Source organism: Acinetobacter sp. YH01009, from assembly GCF_013420765.1.
GTDB classification, from domain to species: Bacteria; Pseudomonadota; Gammaproteobacteria; order Pseudomonadales; family Moraxellaceae; genus Acinetobacter; species Acinetobacter amyesii.
This window is the reverse complement of the sequence record NZ_VOYE01000012.1, coordinates 84781-106309: the sequence shown is the minus strand read 5'-3', so window position 1 is coordinate 106309 and position 21529 is coordinate 84781. Positions and strand designations below refer to the sequence as shown.

The window sequence follows — 21529 nt, the reverse complement described above, 5'->3', positions numbered from 1 at the left end:
ATGTCAAAAAATTAAAAAAAGCATTCTTAAATAGGGAAAAGCTCTAATACAATTAAGGTGTTAACTTTTGAATAATCATTGGATGTAAATGGATTTATCTATTCATGTGGCAATTAACCATGTAAAAATTCAAACTATTTGTATATTAATTAATCACTTATTTGCCTTAGAGCTTTAATTGAACATACACAGTTTTTGATTTAATTTTTTATAATATTAATTAAAAACAAATATTTACATTTATTTTATCTACAATTTATAAAAAATGAATATTTATATTTTTCATTAAAAAAATATAATTATCGGGATTCATGATGAAGTTGAGAATTATTCTAAATATAATAATGATTCTTATTCAAATAAATTAAGCGTTCAACAATGATCAATTTTCCAAAAACTCATTTAGTCCGTGCGATTTCAATCGCGATCTTAGGGGTGGGCACATCTGCAGTAGTAAATGCAGCAGAGCGAACCGTGCTTGAAACAATTGAAGTTGAGGTACCTGCAGAAAAGCAGCTTGCAAATGGAAAATTGAAGGCGCAGACAGACCTTGGTGCTTTGGGAAGTAAAAAAATTGTTGATACGCCATTTAGCGTTGCTGCATATAGTGAAAAGTTAATTGAAGAACAGCAAGCGACCACCGTGGGTGAAGTGCTGAGAAATGATGCGAGTGTTCGTATCACAACAAACCAAGGCCATTTAAACGAAAACTTTAATATTCGTGGCTTTGATGTCAATCATGATGATATTGCACTAAATGGTATCTATGGTATGGCACCTTATGGGCGTGTACCAACTGAATTTTTAGATTCGGTTACTGTATTGAAAGGCCCAAATGCTTTAGTTGCTGGGATGTCACCAGCAGGTGGAGTGGGTGGTGTTGTCATTGCCAAAACTAAGCGTGCAGATCAGCAGAAGACCCAAGTTTCAGCGTCAATGGAAGATGGTGGCTTTTATCAATCAGGCTTTGATGTTTCACGTCGTTTTGGTGTTGAAAAAGAGTTTGGCTTACGTGTGAATGGGGCTTATGGTCAAGGTGAGCACATTATTGAAGGCATGGAAGATAAACATACATCAGGTGCAATTGCTGCAGACTATACAACCGATAAATTGAAACTGAATTTTGATGCGTATGCTGTACGTGATGACCGTAATGGTGGTTCGCCTGCGATGATGGCATTTGGTGTCAAAGATGCTCATGGCCATACCTATAATGGCGTGCTTGCTGCACCTAAAGGCGATACCAATTATTTTAAAAATTTGGAAGGCCATACTGATAGTGAGTTTGTAGGCTTAAGTGGTGAATATGCATTTACACCTGACTTAAATGTTTATGCAGGTGTAGGACATATTGAAAAGGCCTATAGTGGCCATATTTTTGGTACGCGTCTTGTCGTTGGCCAAGCAGATGGTCATGCCACATCTCAGTACTATCGTACGGGGTCATCAGAGTCGATTACATCAGCAAATACAGGTATTCAATATAAGTTTAATACGGGTGCTGTAAAACATGCTGTAAATGTTCGAGCTGATTATTTGACCAAAGAAACAGATCAGCATGTTGCGGCAACACAAGAGAAAATTAATTCAACTAATTTGTACGATCCTAACACGACTGTAGGGATGCCTTCTGCGTACCCAGTGGTTAAACCGAATTTAGATAATAAATATACTAGCTATACGGTATCTGATCAGATTTCAATGTTAGATGATAAGTTGCAATTTATTGTTGGTGCACGTTATCAAGATATCGATACCAAGAATTTACAGAAAAATACAGGCTATCAAGATGATAAAATTTCCCCAAGCTTAGGTGTTGTGGTTAAACCATTTGGTGAGAATATTTCTATTTATGTAAACTATGTTGAAGGTCTTTCTGAAGGTGTAACGGTGAATAACGTTGCAGATGCCAACAATAATGTCACCTTTGCGCCATTCCAAACCAAACAATATGAATTGGGGGCTAAATATCAAACAGGTAGTTGGTTAAATACATTTGCACTGTATCAAATTGAAAAACCATCGACGATGTCTTCTGATTATTCTGATGGAATTACCGGCAGTAGTGTTAATCAAATCACAACAGATGATGCAGAAACACGTTCACGTGGCGTCGAATGGGCATTTTCTGGAGAGATTTATACAGGACTAAATCTGATGGGTAGTTTGGCGTATATTGATGCTGAATATACCAAAGCAGCGGTGAAAAGTGGCGTAACCAATCAAGGTAATACGGTGTATGGTATTCCTGACTTTACTGCTACACTCGGCTTGGATTATGCAGTGCCGTATGTGGATGGTTTGAATGTCAATGCACGTGCAAACTACGTGAGTGAACAGTACTTAAATGAAACTAATACACTTAAACTGCCAGACTACACAATTTTAGATCTTGGTGCGCGCTATAAAACTCAATTAGGTGGTGTGAACACAACGTTCTTAGCTAATATTGATAACGTGACTGATGAAAAATATTGGGAAGGTATATTTAACTCAGGTTATGCCTTAGTGGGTGGTCCACGTACTTATAAAGTTGGTGTGACTTTTGATTTCTAAGTTAGATTAGTTTTTTAATATAAAAAGCCACCTATTTAAGGTGGCTTTTTTGTTGATGAGTGATTCACGGAATATATTGCTTCACCACACCGTCATCTAGGAGTTGTTGGAAATGCTCAACCACACTGTTTTGAATATCACGGTATTCGATCCCTAATTCTTTCTTGCTCTTATCTGCATTAAAGTAAATTGGGTAACCCATATTGAGTTCAACAAACTTTCGCGGGAAACCTGCAAGAGGGCCAAAGGCTTTAAAGGCAAACTTCGGTAAGGTATTGCGCGGAAATGGAAATTTATTACCAAAATGCGAGCGTAATATTTTCCCCATTTCTAATAAACTTAAAGTACCACCACTAATAATATAACGTCCGCTTGCTGCGGGATTGAGAGCTGCTTGTACGTGCGCATCGGCAACATCGCGAACATCGACGATACCATTCCACATTGGTGGAACACCGGCCAAAGTCATGCCATTGGCAAACTGTTGTAGCACTTCAACGCTTCCTGACTGTGTTGACGCTGTTAAAGATGGCCCCATGACCAGTGCTGGATTAACACAGACCAGATCCCAACGGTTTTGTGCTTTTTGCATATCCCATGCTTTTCGCTCTGCCATAACTTTTGAATACGGATAAGGCTGATGCGTCTCAGAGCTAGAAGTGTTCCAATGCGATTCATCAAATTCATTATGCTCGGTCTGTAGAATATCAATGGCATCACCATAGGTTGATGCGATGCTTGAAGTCACGACAACACGTTGTACAGATTCTGTTTTATTGACACTGTTGAGTACATTTTCAGTGCCTAAAATAGCCGGCTCAATAATGTCTTTTATTGCGTCTTTATAGTTGGTCACAACAAAAGGGGATGCCATATGGATCACAATGTCACAACCTTGCATGGCTGAATCAAATGCACCCTCATCCAATAAATTGGCTTGAAACAGTTTTAAAGCGCCAGTTGTTTTAGCTGCAATTTTTTCGAGATGTGCAAATCCTGATGTTTTATTCAGATCTCGAACTGTGGCATGCACTGTATGACCTAATTCAAGTAAGTTTTTAATGACCCAACTGGCAATATAGCCTGTCGCGCCTGTGACGAGTATCTGTTTTGTTGTCTTGCTATTCATATTCTTCAACTTTAATTGACGCATTTTTTTATCATATTGAGAATATTTGGTTTTGTCTTTGATTGATTTGAAAAATATATGTTGATGATTGGGTTTAATACGCTCTAAATTCAGCAGAAAATGTATGTGAATGCTGTAAAAGTACTTTTTTTATTGATCTTAAAAAACGCGAATATGGGATGAATGTTGGATAGATGTATATTCTTATGATTATGGACGCAAAATCTCATAAATAGATGGACAAAGAGTCGTATCTAACTTGTGAGCTTTAATTTAAAGCCTAGATCAGAGTTATAGGCTTCTTCTGTTATTCCCAAGTAGAAATGTCCTACCTTAAAACCAAATAGAAATGTCCTATACAGGCATTTCCAAGTCAAGCACAGGATTCAGATTTCGTTGTTCAATCGCTGTTTTCTGTGCACGTCTACTTGGCATCTTTTGAGAACGATTGCGTTTGTTTTGTTGTTCCAGTTCTTCATGCTGTTGTTGGATATGATTCAGAACAGCACCCAACCGTTTATTCTCAACAATCTCTCGCTGATTCAGCTGACTTAATTTATCGAATAGGCTGTAATTGATCTTTCGGCCATCATGCATGAGGGATACAGTACCATCCGGGTATTCCAGGAACTCAAGATACTTACCGATCAACCTTTGATTTTCTTCGGTGTTTTCTAGGAGATATACGCATTTATCATAAGTAATCGTCAGGCTATTCGTGACTCTGCGGGGTTCACGCCAGGTAAAAACATCATCTAATTCTTCGGCTGTTTCAGCGATAGGCCGATGTAGATCCTTGGGATTAAAAGCCATCTTGGCGAATTTACGATTAAATTGCTCAATAAAGCACGGCAGCCACTTATTGGCATCTGCAATTGAACTGATGCCTTCTAGACGCATCTCCTTAATCAGACGATCCTGAAGTGTTCTATTCGCTCGTTCTACACGACCTTTGGCCTGGGGTGAATTAGCGAAGATAATATCGATATTCAGGGTGCTGAGTACGCGTCCAAACTGGGTAATCTTGGTATCTTTCTTGCTGCTTTGATTCACTCTAAAGACTGAATGTTTGTCGCTGTAAAACGCTAAGGGCTTGCCGTGCTGTTCGACATACAGGCGTGTCGAAATCATATAGTCAAAGGTTGATTCTGATTCACAGAAGCGTAAGTGCTGCAATTTTCCTGTGGCATCATCAATAAACACCAGCAAACAGCATTTAGCTGCACGTCCTTCGAGCCAGTCATGGTGAGAGCCATCGATTTGTACCAGTTCACCATAACAATCCCGGTTATAGCGTGGCTGATATGGGCGTTTCAGGCGCTTGGAGCGAGGAATCCACAGATCGGCTGCAATCATCCAGGAACGCAGGGTTTCTACTGAAAGATCGAATCCATGCCCGGTGGTGAGCTTTTCATGCGCTAAAGTGGGTCCGAAACCATGGAATTGATCAGCGACAAGATTGAGACACTTGAGCCTGATTTCTTCAGGAAGCCTGGAGTTGCTGGTTTGGCCACGACCAGCATGGGCTAATGCAGCTGGGCCTTGAGCTTTGTATTTCTGCAGTAAGCGTCTGATCTGACGTTCTGAAATATGAAGTAGCTGAGCAGCTTGGGATTGAGTTATGCGTTGATCACAGATTTCCTGTAAGACCGACAATCGTTTAAGTTCTTTATCCGACATAGACACCAACATATCAAACCGTCCGCTAAGGAAATTGCAGAAGTGCATATTCTAAAAGCGGACATTTCTACTTGGGAATAACACTAACTTTTATTTCATATAAATCATTATTTTATGCTGATATGAAAAGCCCTATCATCACAGATTGGGCTTTTTTGTTGATTCTTCATCTTCCACGGTTTTTTTAATGAAATCTAATGCTATAGCAACCAAAAATGTACAGATTAAATAAGAATAGATTTCCAAGTGGTTATTGATTTGCAGAAAGACAAATAAAAGGATAGGGGCGTCATTGAGCATTAAATTCACGTACAATATCGCTTAATTTGCAGGTCTAGATCCTGCCTTATCAGATGATTCTGTTCTCCCGTTGATTATTGGCATTCATATGGCGCAAGCAAAGAAATCTTTTCCGCAACAAAAATCGGAACTACATGCACGAAATCTGCATCGCAGTCGTTACGATTTTCCGCAGTTAATCAAGAGTTGTCCGGAACTTGCGCCTTTTGTCAGCCCAAATAAATATAATGATTTATCGGTAGATTTTTCTGATCCGCACGCTGTGAAAATGCTCAACAAAGCATTGCTCAAGCATTTTTATGGCATTCAATATTGGGATATTCCTCAAGATTATCTTTGCCCACCTATTCCGGGTAGAGCGGACTATATCCACTATATAGCTGACCTGTTGAGTGCAAACAATAAAGGGCAGATTCCAACTGGACACGCCGTTCAAGTCTTAGATATTGGGGTTGGCGCGAACTGTATTTATCCGATCATTGGTCATCGGAGCTATGGTTGGAAATTTGTCGGCTCAGACATACATGCTGCATCGGTTAAAAGTGCTCAATTTATTGTGGAGGCCAATCCGAATCTGCGTAAAGGGATTCAGATTCGATTGCAGAAGACAGCGAGCAATATTTTCAATGGTGTGATTAAACCTTCAGATCGTTTTGATTTGACCATGTGTAATCCACCATTTCATGCCTCGCAAGATGAAGCCAACGCGACAGCAACGCAAAAATTAAGAAAACTGGGTAAGCCAGTTAATCGGACCAAGGTGGTATTGAACTTTGGTGGTCAAAAGAACGAACTCTGGTGTGATGGTGGTGAAGAACGATTTGTCTGCCAAATGGTGCAAGAGAGTATTCATTTTGCTGAGCAATGCCTTTGGTTTAGTACGCTGGTTTCCAAGAAAACAACATTGCCCGTGCTTTTAAAGGCCTTAGCGAAGAGCGGCGCAGTGGATGTGAAAACCATTAAAATGACGCAGGGACAAAAAGAAAGCCGTTTTGTCGCTTGGACTTTTCTAGATTTAAGGCAACAGCAAGCGTGGAAGAATGCACGTTGGACTTCAGCTTAAGTCTGTCTTCGTTGGAGATTTTCGCCTTGTCTTTGACAGCAATGCATAGGGCATCAATATAAAGTTTCCCATAGCGATAAGCTCAGTGTGTTGAATCAATCAGGAGATATTTTTGCTAAACAAGACGCATTGTTAATTGTTACAAAAAACAGCATCCAGCGATTTTTGATTATTTCGTGTTCTAAATGCCTTAAATTTTCTGCAAGGGCTTCTTTTATATGTGAAAAATGCGCGGAATTGAACTGCAAATGCGTATGTTTATCATTTAAATTTTATATAAATCATAAACTTACAAAAATTATATTTTGCATTCATTTTGAAACTTGTCCATAATATTTGAAAAGGGTATGGAGTGAAGAAAATGCGTGGCAATCCAGAAGTCGTAGACTACTTAAATATGCTGATCGGTGGCGAACTGGCTGCTCGTGATCAATACTTAATTCATTCCCGTATGTATGAAGATTGGGGCCTGAGCAAAATCTTTGAACGTATCGATCATGAAAGCCAAGAAGAAGGCTCACATGCAGATGCATTGATTCGTCGCGTATTGTTCCTTGAAGGAACACCGAATATGAATCGTGATGATATTGAAGTCGGTACAGACGTTGTGACCTGTTTAAAAGCAGATTTGGCGCTTGAATATCATGTGCGTGAGAAACTTGCACAAGGCGTAAAATTGTGTGAAGAAAAGGGTGACTATGTGACCCGTGATATGCTCCGTCAGCAAATGTCAGATACTGAAGAAGATCATACCTACTGGCTTGAAAAGCAAATGCGTTTGATCGAACTTATTGGTCTACCAAACTATATTCAGTCTCAAATGTAATTAATAAAATATAAAAAACCCAGCTTCTGCTGGGTTTTTTATTGGACCATGAAAACTATTGTTGTAGTTTTTTAATATCTGCCAAGACCTTCGTCGCGTGTGTCTGTGCATTCACGCTGGTGTAGTGATACACAATAATGCCTTTCGGATCAATCAGAAAGGTTTCACGTTTGGCAACTTTCAAAATCCCTAAGTTTCGTACAATACCTAGCTGAGTCGCCAGCTTATGCAGTTGGTCGGCAAGAATTGGAAAGGGAAGTTCGAGTGCTTTAGAGAACTTTTGATGTGATGCAACATCATCTAAGCTTGCACCCAAAACAACCGCATTACTTTTTAAAAATTGTGGATATAGGGTTTTAAATTGATTGGCTTCTTCTGTACAACCGGGTGAGTTGTCTTTGGGATAAAAGTACAGAACGAGCCATTTCCCTTGATATTGCTTCAGTTCGTGCCATTTTTCATTTTGATCTTGCAATTTAAAGTTGGGTGCGGGTGTGCCTACCCATTGTTTTTGTTTGTTTTGACTGGTGCTGAGTATTGATGTTTCGGCAACTGTGATTTGGGTAGTTGCTATTAAAGCACATGTCATGAAACAGATTTTTAGCAATGAAGAAACTTTCATAGAGCATCAGTTTATATTGTTCTTTATCCGATCTTAGCAAATTTTAAAGCGCTATAGGCTAGCTGATTTTATATTTATCAAAGTCGATTTCGAATGTCTTTTGGCAAATCGGTTGATGTGCTGAAATGCCACTATCAAACTTGCTCAGAACTTTTATACTATTTGGAATCGGTTAATTTTAGAGTTTGCATTGAATCAACATATTTTACTTATTACTGGCTGGGGCGGCGGTCGTAAATTACTTACTCCTTTACAGCAGGCATTGATCACACAAGGTTATCAGGTCGAATTATGGAATATTTTTGATGCCTTAAATCTAGAAGTGCTCGAACAGAAAGTTGAATTGGCGCAGCAATTTGATGTGATTATTGGCTGGTCACTTGGTGGTCAATTGGCGACGATTTTGGTAGATGAAATTCAAAAAAAATATCAACAACAAAAAGTGCTGATCACACTTGGCTCAAATCCAAGTTTTGTGGCTCATGAAAAGTGGTCTGCTGCGATGGATCAAGCGAGTTTTCAAAGCTTCAAACAATCTTTCGAGCAGGATGCTATTTCTACCTTAAAGAAGTTTGGTTATATGGTTTGTCAGGGTACTGATAGCACTAAGCAAGATTTCATCACCTTGCAAAGTTTGATTCAAGCGCAAAATTTAGATGTGCTTCGAGCAGGATTGAACTGTTTGGGGAAGCTTAATAATGTCAGTATCTTGAAAAATTACACTGGTCATCAATACCATTTGTTTGCTAAGCAAGATTTTTTAGTTAGTTACAAAGTTGAACGCTTACTGCGTAATTTAGCTGTAAAGTTTTTGGAGACTGAATTGGTTTCTGGCTCACATGGCTTTCCATTGTTTCAATCTGAAGTCATAAGTTGCAAAATCTGCCAATATTTAAAGAAAATAGAACAAATCTCTGAATAGCTGGGCTTTATGGCAATTTATTTTTCCTTGCCGTGGGTTTAACATCTTGCCACATTGATGTTTAAGCCTGATACATGGAGTGAGGGATGGCCAATTTAACCGATCTACAATTTGATCAGCAGCATATTTGGCATCCCTATACATCGATGACTCAGCCCCTTCCAACGTTTAAAGTGAAACGTGCGCAAGGGGTGATGATTGAGCTTGAAGATGGTCGTCAATTGATTGATGGTATGTCTTCATGGTGGTGTGCGATTCATGGTTATAACCATCCTGAGCTAAATCAAGCTGTGACCGATCAACTGCAACAGATGTCTCATATCATGTTTGGTGGATTGACACATGATCCCGCGATTCAGCTGGCTAAATTACTGTTAAAAATCACACCGCCCAGTTTAGATAAAATCTTCTTTGCTGATTCAGGTTCGGTTGCTGTCGAAGTAGCCTTGAAAATGGCAGTGCAGTATTGGGCATCTTTGCATCAACCGAATAAAACCAATTTTATCACACCACGTTCTGGCTATCATGGCGACACTTGGAATGCGATGTCTGTGTGTGATCCCGTGACAGGGATGCATCAGATTTTTGGTTCAAGTTTGCCCAATCGAATTTTTGTTCCCGCGCCGCAAGTTGGCTTTGACCAAACGTGGAATCCAGCGGATATTGCTGAACTGGAAAAGACACTCGCCGAACAGCATGAAAATATTGCGGGATTGATTCTAGAGCCCATTGTGCAAGGTGCAGGAGGCATGCGTTTTTATCACCCAGAATATTTACGTCAAGCTAAATTACTCTGTGAGAAATATCAGGTCTTATTGATTTTTGATGAAATTGCCACAGGCTTTGGCCGTACCGGAAAATTATTTGCATGGGAATGGGCTGAAGTTGAGCCAGATATTATGTGTATTGGTAAAGGACTGACAGGCGGTTATATGACCTTGTCTGCAACCCTGACTACGCAGAAAGTCGCGAATACGATTAGCCAAGGCGAAGCCGGCGTGTTTATGCATGGCCCAACCTTTATGGCGAATCCGCTGGCGTGTGCAGTTGCGCTGAAAAGTACCCAACTTTTAATGCAACAGGACTGGGCGAGTAATATTCAACGTATAGAACAACAGCTAAAGTTGGGCTTGAGTTCGTTAGCTAAACTCAATTATGTGCAAGATGTGCGAATACTTGGTGCTATTGGTGTGGTGGAATTGACCTTTAATGTCGATATGAAAACGCTACAACAGGAGTTTGTTCGTCGTGGTATTTGGATTCGTCCATTCGGTAAGCTAGTGTATGTGATGCCACCCTATATTATTTCTGAGTATGAATTAAAAATTTTGCTAGAACAAATGGTTGAGGTGGTGAAAAACATGGGGCAGTCGGTATGAATCTGCTTAGCCATTTTTCAGATCAACTTGATCAACTGAAACAGCAAGGCAACTTACGTCAGTTCACTTCTAATCTTCAGCACGATCATTGCATCAGTATTCACGATCACAATATGTTGAATTTAGCGTCAAATGACTATTTAGGTCTGGCTTCAAACCTACATCTACGTGAACAGTTTTTTGATGAAACCCCGAACGCACAGCGTTGGATGAGCTCATCCTCTTCGCGTTTATTAACTGGAAACTTTCCTGAATATGAACAACTTGAATCAACATTAAGTGATGCCTTTCATGGCCGATCAGCACTGCTCTTTAATAGTGGCTATCACATGAATATCGGGATTTTACCTGCACTGGCAGACAGTAAAACCTTGATATTGGCGGATAAGCTGATTCATGCCAGTATGATTGATGGCATCCGATTATCGAGTGCGAAATATGTACGTTATCGCCATAATGATTTGGCACATTTATCTCAGCTTTTATGCAAATATCATGAAGATGAGGCTTTTGAGCGGATCATTGTAGTGACGGAATCGATTTTCAGCATGGATGGTGATGAAACAGATTTAGCTGAACTGGTACGGATCAAAAGGCAATTTAGCAAAGTCATGCTGTATGTCGATGAAGCGCATGCCATTGGTGTGCGCGGTGGGCGAGGTTTAGGTTGTGCTGAACAATATCAAGTGATGGATGATATTGATCTTTTAGTCGGAACATTTGGTAAAGCACTGGCTTCAATAGGGGGGTATCTCATCTGTCATTCGATTATTCGTGACTATTTGATTAACTCGATGCGACCGTTGATTTTTAGTACCGCACAGCCCCCGATCTGTATGGCGTGGACAGATTTTATCTTCAAGAATGTTTTAAATTTAAAAGCAGAGCGTCAATATTTACAGCAAATCAGTCAAAGTTTGCAGCGAGCTGTGCAAGACAAAGGTTTTGATTGTCCATCTACATCACATATTGTGCCCGTCATTATTGGCGAGTCGAATAAAACTGTAGCAAAGGCTCAAGCTTTGCAAGCGGCAGGTTTTTATATCATGCCTGTACGTCCACCCACTGTGCCGCAGCATAGTTCGCGCTTACGCATTTCACTCACTGCTCAAATTACACAAACTGATTTGGATCAGTTGACTCAATTGTTGTGAGTGACTTGTGAATAATTTTGAGATTGATAAATCCCAAGTGGCGTTGCGCTTTGCTCAGGCAGGGCACAGCTATGCTGAACATGCCGTAGCACAAAAAGAGATTGCTCAACATTTATTTGAGTTGATGCAGCAGTATTGTCCAAAGTTGCAAAACCACCCCGTAGAAACCGTTTTTGAAATTGGATGTGGCTCGGGGAATTTAAGCCATTTAATGCTGGAAAATATGCAAATCAATCATTTGGTTTTAAATGATCTGTATGCAGAAATTCAACAGCATTTTCCGTTAAATCCACAGATTCAGTGCAGGCTTGGAGATATCGAACAACTTGAATTTCCACAGCATATCGACTTGATCGCATCCAGTTCGGCTTTGCAATGGGTAGGAAACTTTGCGGGCATTGTCGAAAAAGCCTTTCAAAGTTTAAATCAAGAGGCATATTTTTGTTTTTCGACTTTTGGGCAGCAGAATTTACAGGAAATAAAAGCTTTGACTGGGCAGGGTTTGGACTACCTCGATGTTGATATGCTTCAAGCTATATTAAGTCAAAATGGTTTTGAAATTCTGCATCTTTCAGAGCAGACAGCGGCATTATATTTTGATCATCCAAAGCAGGTTTTGCAGCATTTAAAAGCGACAGGTGTGACTGCGACAGCCTCACATTTTCGTTGGACGAAACAATCGCTCTTTGATTTTTATTCAGCATATCAACAGTTTTCTTTGCGCGATGAAACTGGGCAGATGCGTTATGCACTGACCTATCATCCGATTTTTTGTATTGCACGGAGAATGCCATGACAGGGCAAGTTTATTTCATTAGTGGGATCGATACAGGCATCGGTAAAACATATACCACGGGCTATTTGGCTAAAATATGGAATGAACAAGGGGCGCGAACGATCACGCAAAAGTTGATTCAAACAGGCAATGTCGATATTTCTGAAGATATAGAACAACATCGTCAAATTATGGGTACGGGGTTGTTGGTCGAAGATGAAACTAAACTCACGATGCCTGAAATATTTAGTTATCCTGCGTCGCCACATCTCGCCACCAAACTTGATGGACGTGACATTGATTTTGCTAAAATTGAATATGCGACAAAACGTTTAACTGAAAAATATGACAACGTTTTACTCGAAGGTGCGGGAGGGTTGATGGTGCCATTGACTACGGACCTTTTAACCATCGACTATGTTGTAGAGAAGCAATATCCCGTTATTTTGGTGACTTCGGGGCGTTTGGGCAGCATTAACCATACGATTTTAAGTTTGGAAGCACTAAAAAGTCGTGGCTTGGCGCTTTATGCACTGGCTTATAATTTAAATGATGAATCGCAAGATGTATTGATTTCTAAAGATACTGCTGAATATTTAAAAGCATATTTAGCCAAACACTTTCCAGAGGCGTTATGGATTGATGTTCCTGTATTGGCATAATGGGCTAACTCTATATATTGACAATGATTGGGTGTAATTATGACGGATCATGCGTTTATAGAACTTGCGATTCAACTTGCGAAAGAAAATATTGAGCAAGGTGGGCGACCATTTGGTGCTGTGATCGTTAAGCATGGTGCTGTGGTGAGTACAGGGGTGAATGAAATATTAATCTCAGGCGATCCGACATCTCATGCCGAGTTAAATGCATTAAGACAAGCCGCACAAAATTTAAATACGACGTCTTTGAAGGACTGTGTCGTTTATGCGAGCGGACAACCGTGTCCAATGTGTTTGGCAGCTCTGCGAATGGTTGGAGTTGAAAAAATTGTGTATGCCTATTCAAATGCTGATGCAGAAGCCTATGGCTTATCTACAGCAGAGATTGCCGAAAAATTAAGACATGAACCTCATGAACAGCAAGGGTTGAGTTTTAGTCAGTTAAAGCCAAATTGTGATCATGAGCTATATGAATTTTGGAAGCAGAAAAATACTTAATAAATACTAAGAGTTTCTTTCTGAGTCACTAACTGTATAGATTTCTGTGAAGAATTAAAAAAGCCAACTGAGGTGATCAGTTGGCTTTTTTTGTTGGGGAGCAATTATTGATTTGCTGAGACCCCAATTTTTTTGACATTCAAACGTTGTGCTGCTGCCATCACCATAGCGACATCTTTATATTCTGTCATTTTGTCAGGTTGCACTTTGATCGTATCTTGATCTGCTTGTTGTGCAACACCAGCAAAAAGTGTTTCTAAAGCTTGCTTATTGGCAACGGGTTGACCATTCCAAAATAATTTACCTTGCGCATCAATCCGTAAAGTGACCGGCTCAGGCGGCTTTTCATTGGTTGGCGGTGGCGTACCGTTTGGCAAATCAATATTGATCGAGTTATTTGGAATTGGAATTGTGATAATAAACATAATGAGCAAAACCAACATCACATCGATCAATGGCGTCATGTTGACGTCCAACATAACATCATCGTCTTTATCGGAACCGACATTCATTCCCATACCTTGTCCCTCATCCGATTATGGTGCGGCAACAGGGGTGGTGACAAAAGCAATTTTGCCAATTCCTGCTGCTTGTGTTGCACTAATGACTTCATCAATCGCTTCATATTTTGTCACCTGATCGCCACGGATATGAACTTCAGGTTGCGGACGCTTTTTAGCTTCCGCTTGTAGTCGACTGATCAGCGTATCTTTATCTGCAATGTATTTTTCATTCCAGAAGATATCGCCATTTTTATTGACAGCAATCTGAATATTGATCGGTTTAGTTTCATAAGGCGTATTCTTTTCCTCAGGCAACTTCACCGGAACTGTATGGATTGCAACAGGTACTGTAATTAAGAAAATAATGAGCAGCACCAACATAATATCAACCAAAGGTGTTGTGTTAATGGCTGAAATTACATCATCTTCGTCACCATCTGAATTGACCATCATTCCCATGGCTGATGCCTCTCTTATTTTGTGTCGTTATTATTGTTTTTGATCTCACCGCTTAAAAGTACGGTGTGTAGATCTGAACCAAAGGTACGAACATTATCTAGAACTGCTTTATTACGACGTGTTAACCAGTTATAGCCAAGAACCGCAGGTACTGCTACAGCCAAACCAATTGCCGTCATAATTAGGGCTTCACCGACTGGGCCTGCAACTTTATCAATAGATGCTTGACCTGAAATACCAATTGCCGTTAAAGCATGGTAAATACCCCAAACTGTACCGAATAAACCCACAAATGGTGCAGTCGAACCTACAGTAGCGAGGAAAGCTAATCCACCACTTAAATGGCTTTGAATTTTATCGATAGCACGCTGGATTGAAATAGTTACCCATGTGTTGAAGTCAATACGTTCCAGCAGATTACCGCCGTGTTTTTTGGTTGAATTAATGCCTTTTTCTGCAATAAAGCGGTATGCACTCGATTCGTCTAAGGTTTCTGCAGCGCTATCAATTGAAGCTGCATCCCAAAATTTAGCTTCAGCTTCTTTGCCTTGGCGCTTAATTTTAGCTTGTTGAATAAATTTAGTGACCATGATGTACCAAGTTCCAATCGACATCAGGACCAAGATAAAGAGTGTCGATTTAGCAACGATGTCACCTTCACGCCATAGTGCTTCTAAGCCATACGGGTTGTGGACTTCTTGGGTTGCTGCTGGTTTTGGTGGTGGCGTGTGTGTTCCATCATCGGTAATTTGAATTTTATCTTCACTGATTTCGACTTTAACCATACTTGGCGGTGTTGCAGATTCTTCAGCAAATACAGATTGAAGCGGGAGTAATGTAGTTGTTGCTAATACAGTTGCTGATGCAAAAATACGTGCTGATTTCATCATTTTATTCATTCATATTCTCCAAATTTTTGTAGATTCATTAATCAAGTTTAAATTCGTATTCAATATCAAACCAATCTTCAACTGGCTCACCATTTTTGAGTGCAGGCTTAAATGTACATAAGCTGAATGCTTTGCTAGCAGCCTTATCTAGAGATTTAGTACCACTCGATTTTTTGACCTTCACTTGTTTCGCACTGCCGTCAGGCCCAACCAATACAGAGATGCGGACAGTTCCTACTTCTTCTGCCATTGCAGCTTCACGAGGGTAATCTGGTTCTTTACATCCAACGCTACCCTCAGATGCACCACGTGTTTCCCCAGCTGGTTTTGGAGCAGGGGCAGGAGCGGGTGCTGCCGCAGCGATTGGTGCAGGTGCTGCAACAGGGCTAGGAGATGGAGAGGCTGTAGGCGTAGGTGTTGAAACGGCTTTCACTGTTTGTGTTGGTGCAGCTTTTTCAACAACCTTTTGTTCAGGTTGAGGGTCTGGTGTTTTGAGCACTTCCTTAACGAGTTTTGGTAATTCAGGTGGTTTTTCAATTGGTTTCGGTTTTTCTGGCTCAGGTTTTTTATCTTGAATAATGATTAATTCAACAGGTTCTTCTACAGTTTTCTCACCTTTTTTGGACAGGCCAGTAATTAATCCGTAGAGTACAATGAGATGCAGAAGAATGACTGCCCCAATTCCGATCAGGCGTTTGCCGGAATTATTTTCTAATTCGGAAAAGCTTTTGCCCATTACTACTCCTGAAATGTGAGACAAACAATCAATAGTGAAATTGGCACTTGAGATATAAGTGTTTTTTGCATTTTTTATGTTTGACTAATTAAATAAATTAACGCTACTAACACGGTTAGACGAGTAACCGTGTTAGCAAAGTTATGTTTTAGAAGAATTTATATGTACCACGTACAAAGTAAGTACGTCCTGTTGGATCGCTGTAGCGAGGGTCATAACCATACTGTGCATTGTTTTTTGCGTCAGATGCAGCTGGCTCGGCATCAAACATATTTTTGATACCTGCTGTAAGCTCTAGATTTTTAAAGCCTTTGTAAGTACCTGCAACGTTATACAAGGTATAGTCAGCAACATCACGAGTTTCAGATGCGTCTTCATAACCGCGGGTGAATTGTTGTTCGAAACGCAATCCCCAGTTTTCATATGCCCAATTTAGGTTGGCCGTATGTTTCCAGCGGACAACTGCAGGGTCATCATAAACACCGACTAAGCCTTCCCATTCACCGCCTTTTTCAGTTTGGTAATCCATTTTGATGACATAAGTACCATCAATACCGAAGCCCCAACGTCCTGTAGGTGTATTTGGAGTTTGATAATTTAGACTTAAATCAACACCAGAAGTTTTTAAACCACCCATGTTTTGCAGTGTTGTATTTAAATACTGAATTCGGCCATCTGGTGCATATACAATTAAGTTACCGTATTGACTAAGATTGTCGAAAATCATGTCAGGTGTAATTGAACCAACAAGATCTTCAATTTCAATATTGTAGTAATCAGCAGTAAAGACTAAGTTTTTGATTGGTTCAAAGACGAAACCAGCTGTATATGATGTTGATTCTTCAGGTTGAAGATCTGGGTTACCACCTTGCTTGCGTTTGAATTGCATACCACATTGGTCGGCGTAGTTAACATCATTTGGCTTGCCCTCAGCATCACAAAATCTTGGATTGTCGAAGCTGGCGCTAGTGTATGTTTCGCTTTGTGGAGCGTTGATTTCCCAAAGGCTTGGGGCACGGAAACCAGTGCTATATGACGAACGGAACATCAATTGCTTTGTCGGTTCCCAACGTAATGAAACTTTCGGGTTGAATGTATCGCCGAAATCACTGAAATCATCATAACGCGCTGCAAGTTGAGCTTCTAAGGTTGGTAAAATCGGAATGTGGAATTCTGTAAAGAATGCTGTATTTTCACGATCACCTTTACTGATTGGTTTATCAGGGTCTATACCACTACCAGGAACTAAAGCGACAATCGGTGAGTTTACTTTAGCCTCCCAATCTTGCTTAGTGAAACTACCACCGAATGCAAAACCAACTTCACCCGCAGGTAGTTCGAAAATTGGTCGGCTAATTGTGAAGTCAACAGAAGTTGATTCTAAACTCGCGACGTTTGTTTTACCTCTAACATCAAAAGTCGACCATTTCCCTGCATCTTCAGGTGCTTGCGCACCAAATGGATTAAGTGTTCCATCATTCAGCGCATCTTGTACTTTCTCCATGTTGAGATAGCCGCTCTTGAAGCTGTCACTTGATTCACCTTTGGCATATGTCACCCCAGCATTCACATCCCAGCCTAAAGCTTCACCTTCAATTCCGGCAAAGACACGATTCGATTCATTAATGGTGTGTGATACACGATTACCAGCTTGAGAACGAAGATAAAGGGCAGCTTCATCATCTTTTAAACCAGTTATACCTGGAGTTATGCCATTGCCAGGGTAGTATTTACTTGTATTCGGAATAGTTAGGCTACCACCCCAAACATCTGGAGCAATAGAAGTGGTGACTTCGCTTTTTGTATAGATGTATTCAGCAACAGCATTGATATTGTCATTGATTTTAATTGTAGCTTTACCAAGAGCAGATAGTGTTTCTTCTTCCGGAATAATACCAATCAATGCTTGGGTATTAAGTAAACAGCGTGTACCAGAGACAAATGTATTTGGTGCATTATTACAGTTATCGTTGATATACGGGTTAACAATACCAACGCCTGAATCACCGATATTTGCAGGGAATCCAGCTGTCGATCCAATTGCCATACCGAGTTCAGGAATTAAACCGCCACGTTTACTGACTTTACGATCTTTAGCCCAGATTGGGTCGGTTTTACGATAATCGATAACACCATAGACATTAAAACCTTGTTCATCTAAATCGCCATAACCACCAAAAATAGAGACGTCCTTTTTATCGCCTCCAGCTTCTTCAGGTGCAAATATACCTCCGCTAATACCAGCGCCTGTATATTGTTTTTTAGTGATAAAGTTGATTACACCTGCGATTGCATCTGCACCATAAACGGCAGATGCACCATCACGTAGGACTTCGACGCGGTCTACCATTGCCAATGGAATGATATTCAAATTGACTTCTGAAGTACTGAATGGACTATTTGCCAGACGGCGACCATTTAAAAGGACAAGTGTTTTATCGGTACCAATACCACGTAAATTTGCTGAAGAACCAGAGGTATTACTTTTACCAATATTCTGGGAAGTCACAAAGCCAGCCTGGTTAGCACTGACTTTATTCATCGCTTCTTCCACAGTGGTAACACCCTGTTTAATTAATTCTTCAGCTTTAATCACCGTAATTGGTGATGCACTCTGTGCTGCTACCCCTTTAATTGAAGAGCCTGTTACGGTCACTTTAGCTACTTTTGGCTGAGCTTTCTCTTCTTCGTCCGTATTATCTGCTGCATGCGCTAAAGATAAACACAGCATACTTAAACTAAGAGTACTTAATTTAAGTATTGTTTTGCTAAATGGTGTGCCCCCCACAGATTTAGCATTTTTTTTCTCTTTCATAGTAAAAGTATTCCTTTTTGTTGTAGTTAGCGATATTGCTTGATTCTTTTTAAGCAATTCAAGTGCCATATTTATATTTAAATTTTATTTTCAAATATAAAATACTGATAAATATCTACATTATTGATTTTAAATTGGAGAAATTTAAGATGAACGGTAAGTATATTTTTTAAAATTATCCTTTTGATTGGGGTTTGTTGGGAATTTAACATTTGATCAAAAAAAAATTTAAAAACATGATTAGGTGCAAATTAAACCATAAAAAGTGTGATTTAATTCATATTTATGTGTTTGATTTATAAGGCTAATAAGAGAAATAAATAAAAAATAAAAACCATAAATTCAGTGGCTTAGTTGTCTGTTGTCTGTCATTTCATCTGAACATGATCCATTATGAATCAGGAATGTATTATATTTGTGCAGAATGTGCATGGATGAGTACACATCCAAGAGTTGAATTTTTGATAAAAACGAGCTTTACTCGGAAAGTCGCTATTAGTATAAATTTATCTTAAAAAATGAATTTAAAAGGATATTTAATTCAGATAACTTTCAACCAAGGAGTGGTGGCATGAATTTCGCTTTATATTAATTGCTGTATTAAGTTCTACGTTTAAAACTCAATTTAAACTAGATTGTTTTATTTTAGTGAGGGTGGCTTTATTTAAAGTCTGCTTGCGGCTTTGTATTATTAAAAAATCATCAGAAAGGAAAAGGTTTGGAAACTAGAAAATTTAAAATAGCGCTCCTTGCATTATTAATTTCAACAGGGATGATGGCCGAGGTTCAAGCTTCTGCACAATCGAATAAAGTTTTAAATATTGCATTTGAAGCACCTGATGATGGTTTTGATATGGTCAAAACCTATAATTATTATAGTGGCAATATTGCGGAAGCCATTTTTGAACCCTTATTGAAATATGACTATCTAGCACGTCCTGTTGTTCTTGTTCCAAATACCATTGAAGCGATGCCAAAGATTGAACAAGAAGGAAAAGTCTATACCTTCAAAATCAAAAGAGGCATCCATTTTTCAGATGATCCAGCCTTTAAGGGAAAAAAACGCGAGCTAGTTGCGCAAGATTACATTTACGCGATTCAACGAATTTTAGATCCAGCTAACCGTTCTCCGACCTATTCATTTATTGATGGCAAAATCTTAGGAGGGGATGCGGTCGTTGCGGATGCAAAGAAGTCAGGAAAATTTAATTACAATGCGGCTATTGCCGGCCTAAAAGCGATAGATCCTTATACTTTGCAAATTACTTTGACGCGCCCTGACTATAATTTTCAATATATTTTGGCCTATGTTACGTTTGGTGCAATTTCAAAAGAAGTTGTTGAATTTTATGGCAATAAAATTGCACAGCATCCTGTGGGAACGGGACCGTATCAGCTCAGTAAATATGTGCCACGTAGCAAGATCGAACTGGTTGCAAACCCGAATTATCGTGGTTTTGTCTGGAATTTTAAATCGACAGGCACAGCTTGGGACAATCAGTTAGTTAAAGAAATGAACGGGAAGAAAATGCCGCAAATCGGCAAAGTTTCCGTCAGTATTATTGAAGAAGAACAGTCACGGTGGTTAGCATTTAAAACAGGGCAGCTGAATTTTGATAAATTGACCTCAAATGCAGTACCGCAAGCCTTAGATTCGCAAAATAAACTTAAGCCTGATATGCAAAAGCTCGGCATTAAGCATTATCCAAATAAAGATGCTGAAATCACCTACAGCATGTTCAATATGCAAGACCCGCTTGTCGGTGGTCAAAGCCTTGAAAAGATTGCGTTACGCCGTGCTATCAGCATGTCATACAATCAAGCTGAAGCGATTAAACAGTTATATCAAGGGCAGGCCGTAAAGGCTGAAATGTTTTTGCCAGAAGGTGTGAGTGGCTTTAATCCAAAATATCGCAGCAGTTTGGGATATAACCCATTGCTGGCCAATAAATTACTGGATCGATTTGGGTATAAGAAAGGTGCTGATGGTTATCGAACCTTGCCCGATGGTAAAGCGTTGACCTTAAAAATAAATACTGAAAATAGCTCTAAATCAGTGATTCAATCTGAGTTGTGGAAAAAAAATCTCGATGCCATTGGGATACGGGTACAGTTTAAGGTCAGTAACTTTGCTGATAATTTAAAAGAAGCAATGCAATGTAAATATATGATGTGGTCAGGAGCGTGGATTGCAGATTATCCTGAAGGGGAGAACTTTGCTCAATTACTATATGGGCCAAATTCAGGACAAGGGAATTTAAGTTGTTATCAATCTAAAGCTTATGACGCTTTATATAAACAAGCAATTGTGTTGAAACCTAAAGATCGTGAACCTTTTTATGAAAAAATGAACCGTCAAATTGAAGCGGATAACCCTTGGATTATCCATTCTACACGGATTCGTAATTGGTTAATTCACCCTGAAATTCAGGGGTATAAAACACATCCAATGATGAACACCAGTTGGCAATATCTCGATATTCAGCCTAGTAAAAAATAATTGAGTCAGGATTACAATGAAGCGAAATTCGAATTTTACGCTAACCAAATTTGCTACAGC

Annotated in this window: 18 protein-coding genes; 10 read left to right on the top strand and 8 right to left on the bottom strand. The window is 39.6% G+C overall.

Annotation, left to right across the window (positions count from 1 at the left end; translation table 11 throughout):
• The first annotated feature begins 378 nt into the window (after nucleotides 1-378).
• A complete protein-coding gene (locus FTT76_RS12175; protein WP_180190553.1) occupies nucleotides 379-2556 on the top strand; it encodes a TonB-dependent siderophore receptor in 2178 nt (725 codons plus the stop codon).
• A 64-nt stretch (nucleotides 2557-2620) separates the two neighbouring features.
• Here FTT76_RS12175 and FTT76_RS12170 read toward each other — a convergent pair whose 3' ends face one another.
• Both FTT76_RS12170 and FTT76_RS12165 read right to left on the bottom strand, forming a co-directional pair.
• A complete protein-coding gene (locus tag FTT76_RS12170; RefSeq protein ID WP_257235098.1) occupies nucleotides 2621-3709 on the bottom strand; it encodes an aldehyde reductase in 1089 nt (362 codons plus the stop codon).
• Nucleotides 3710-4039: 330 nt separating this feature from the next.
• Nucleotides 4040-5365 (bottom strand): ISNCY family transposase, encoded by a 1326-nt coding sequence (locus FTT76_RS12165; RefSeq protein WP_180050273.1) that lies wholly within the window; start codon nucleotides 5363-5365, stop codon nucleotides 4040-4042.
• A 388-nt stretch (nucleotides 5366-5753) separates the two neighbouring features.
• Here FTT76_RS12165 and rlmF point away from each other — a divergent pair, with 388 nt between their 5' ends.
• Nucleotides 5754-6728 carry a 23S rRNA (adenine(1618)-N(6))-methyltransferase RlmF gene (rlmF, locus tag FTT76_RS12160; protein WP_180005444.1) on the top strand — a complete coding sequence of 325 codons (975 nt, stop codon included), beginning with the start codon at nucleotides 5754-5756 and terminating at the stop codon, nucleotides 6726-6728.
• Between the two features lie 361 nt (nucleotides 6729-7089).
• Nucleotides 7090-7554 carry a bacterioferritin gene (bfr, locus tag FTT76_RS12155; RefSeq protein WP_067762676.1) on the top strand — a complete coding sequence of 155 codons (465 nt, stop codon included), beginning with the start codon at nucleotides 7090-7092 and terminating at the stop codon, nucleotides 7552-7554.
• Between the two features lie 55 nt (nucleotides 7555-7609).
• On the opposite strand, the gene FTT76_RS12150 is transcribed toward bfr, so the two are convergent.
• The gene (locus FTT76_RS12150; RefSeq protein WP_373686547.1) at nucleotides 7610-8143 is read right to left on the bottom strand and encodes a peroxiredoxin; all 534 of its coding nucleotides are present in this window, start codon (nucleotides 8141-8143) and stop codon (nucleotides 7610-7612) included.
• A gap of 223 nt (nucleotides 8144-8366) precedes the next feature.
• Between FTT76_RS12150 and FTT76_RS12145 the strand changes: the two genes are divergently transcribed.
• The 6 genes from FTT76_RS12145 to FTT76_RS12120 all read left to right on the top strand — a co-directional run bounded on the left by FTT76_RS12145 (nucleotide 8367) and on the right by FTT76_RS12120 (nucleotide 13566).
• On the top strand, nucleotides 8367-9098 hold the full coding sequence (locus tag FTT76_RS12145) for a YqiA/YcfP family alpha/beta fold hydrolase (RefSeq protein ID WP_180190551.1): 732 nt from the start codon (nucleotides 8367-8369) through the stop codon (nucleotides 9096-9098).
• Nucleotides 9099-9184: 86 nt separating this feature from the next.
• Entirely contained in the window at nucleotides 9185-10477 is a 1293-nt protein-coding gene (gene bioA, locus FTT76_RS12140; RefSeq protein WP_180190550.1) for an adenosylmethionine--8-amino-7-oxononanoate transaminase, read from the top strand.
• Nucleotides 10474-11631 (top strand): 8-amino-7-oxononanoate synthase, encoded by a 1158-nt coding sequence (locus tag FTT76_RS12135; RefSeq protein WP_180050261.1) that lies wholly within the window; start codon nucleotides 10474-10476, stop codon nucleotides 11629-11631. Before bioA ends, FTT76_RS12135 begins: the two co-directional genes overlap by 4 nt.
• A gap of 7 nt (nucleotides 11632-11638) precedes the next feature.
• Complete coding sequence (bioC, locus tag FTT76_RS12130) at nucleotides 11639-12427, top strand: malonyl-ACP O-methyltransferase BioC (protein ID WP_180050258.1); 789 nt, start codon at nucleotides 11639-11641, stop codon at nucleotides 12425-12427.
• On the top strand, nucleotides 12424-13068 hold the full coding sequence (gene bioD / locus FTT76_RS12125) for a dethiobiotin synthase (RefSeq protein ID WP_180050256.1): 645 nt from the start codon (nucleotides 12424-12426) through the stop codon (nucleotides 13066-13068). The genes bioC and bioD overlap by 4 nt, the downstream gene beginning before the upstream one ends.
• A gap of 39 nt (nucleotides 13069-13107) precedes the next feature.
• Nucleotides 13108-13566, top strand: coding sequence for a nucleoside deaminase (locus tag FTT76_RS12120; RefSeq protein WP_180008179.1), 459 nt, complete (start codon nucleotides 13108-13110; stop codon nucleotides 13564-13566).
• Between the two features lie 104 nt (nucleotides 13567-13670).
• On the opposite strand, the gene FTT76_RS12115 is transcribed toward FTT76_RS12120, so the two are convergent.
• From FTT76_RS12115 to FTT76_RS12095, 5 genes are all read right to left on the bottom strand, one after another.
• The gene (locus tag FTT76_RS12115) at nucleotides 13671-14084 is read right to left on the bottom strand and encodes a biopolymer transporter ExbD (protein ID WP_078190075.1); all 414 of its coding nucleotides are present in this window, start codon (nucleotides 14082-14084) and stop codon (nucleotides 13671-13673) included.
• Nucleotides 14085-14102: 18 nt separating this feature from the next.
• Complete coding sequence (locus tag FTT76_RS12110) at nucleotides 14103-14528, bottom strand: biopolymer transporter ExbD (protein WP_078190074.1); 426 nt, start codon at nucleotides 14526-14528, stop codon at nucleotides 14103-14105.
• 14 nt (nucleotides 14529-14542) lie between these two features.
• Nucleotides 14543-15418, bottom strand: coding sequence for a MotA/TolQ/ExbB proton channel family protein (locus FTT76_RS12105; protein WP_373685391.1), 876 nt, complete (start codon nucleotides 15416-15418; stop codon nucleotides 14543-14545).
• Nucleotides 15419-15455: 37 nt separating this feature from the next.
• Entirely contained in the window at nucleotides 15456-16154 is a 699-nt protein-coding gene (locus FTT76_RS12100; RefSeq protein ID WP_180026721.1) for an energy transducer TonB, read from the bottom strand.
• A gap of 148 nt (nucleotides 16155-16302) precedes the next feature.
• Nucleotides 16303-18969, bottom strand: coding sequence for a TonB-dependent receptor (locus FTT76_RS12095; protein ID WP_168379578.1), 2667 nt, complete (start codon nucleotides 18967-18969; stop codon nucleotides 16303-16305).
• A gap of 772 nt (nucleotides 18970-19741) precedes the next feature.
• Here FTT76_RS12095 and FTT76_RS12090 point away from each other — a divergent pair.
• A complete protein-coding gene (locus FTT76_RS12090; RefSeq protein ID WP_180050335.1) occupies nucleotides 19742-21469 on the top strand; it encodes an ABC transporter substrate-binding protein in 1728 nt (575 codons plus the stop codon).
• Nucleotides 21470-21529: the final 60 nt, after the last annotated feature.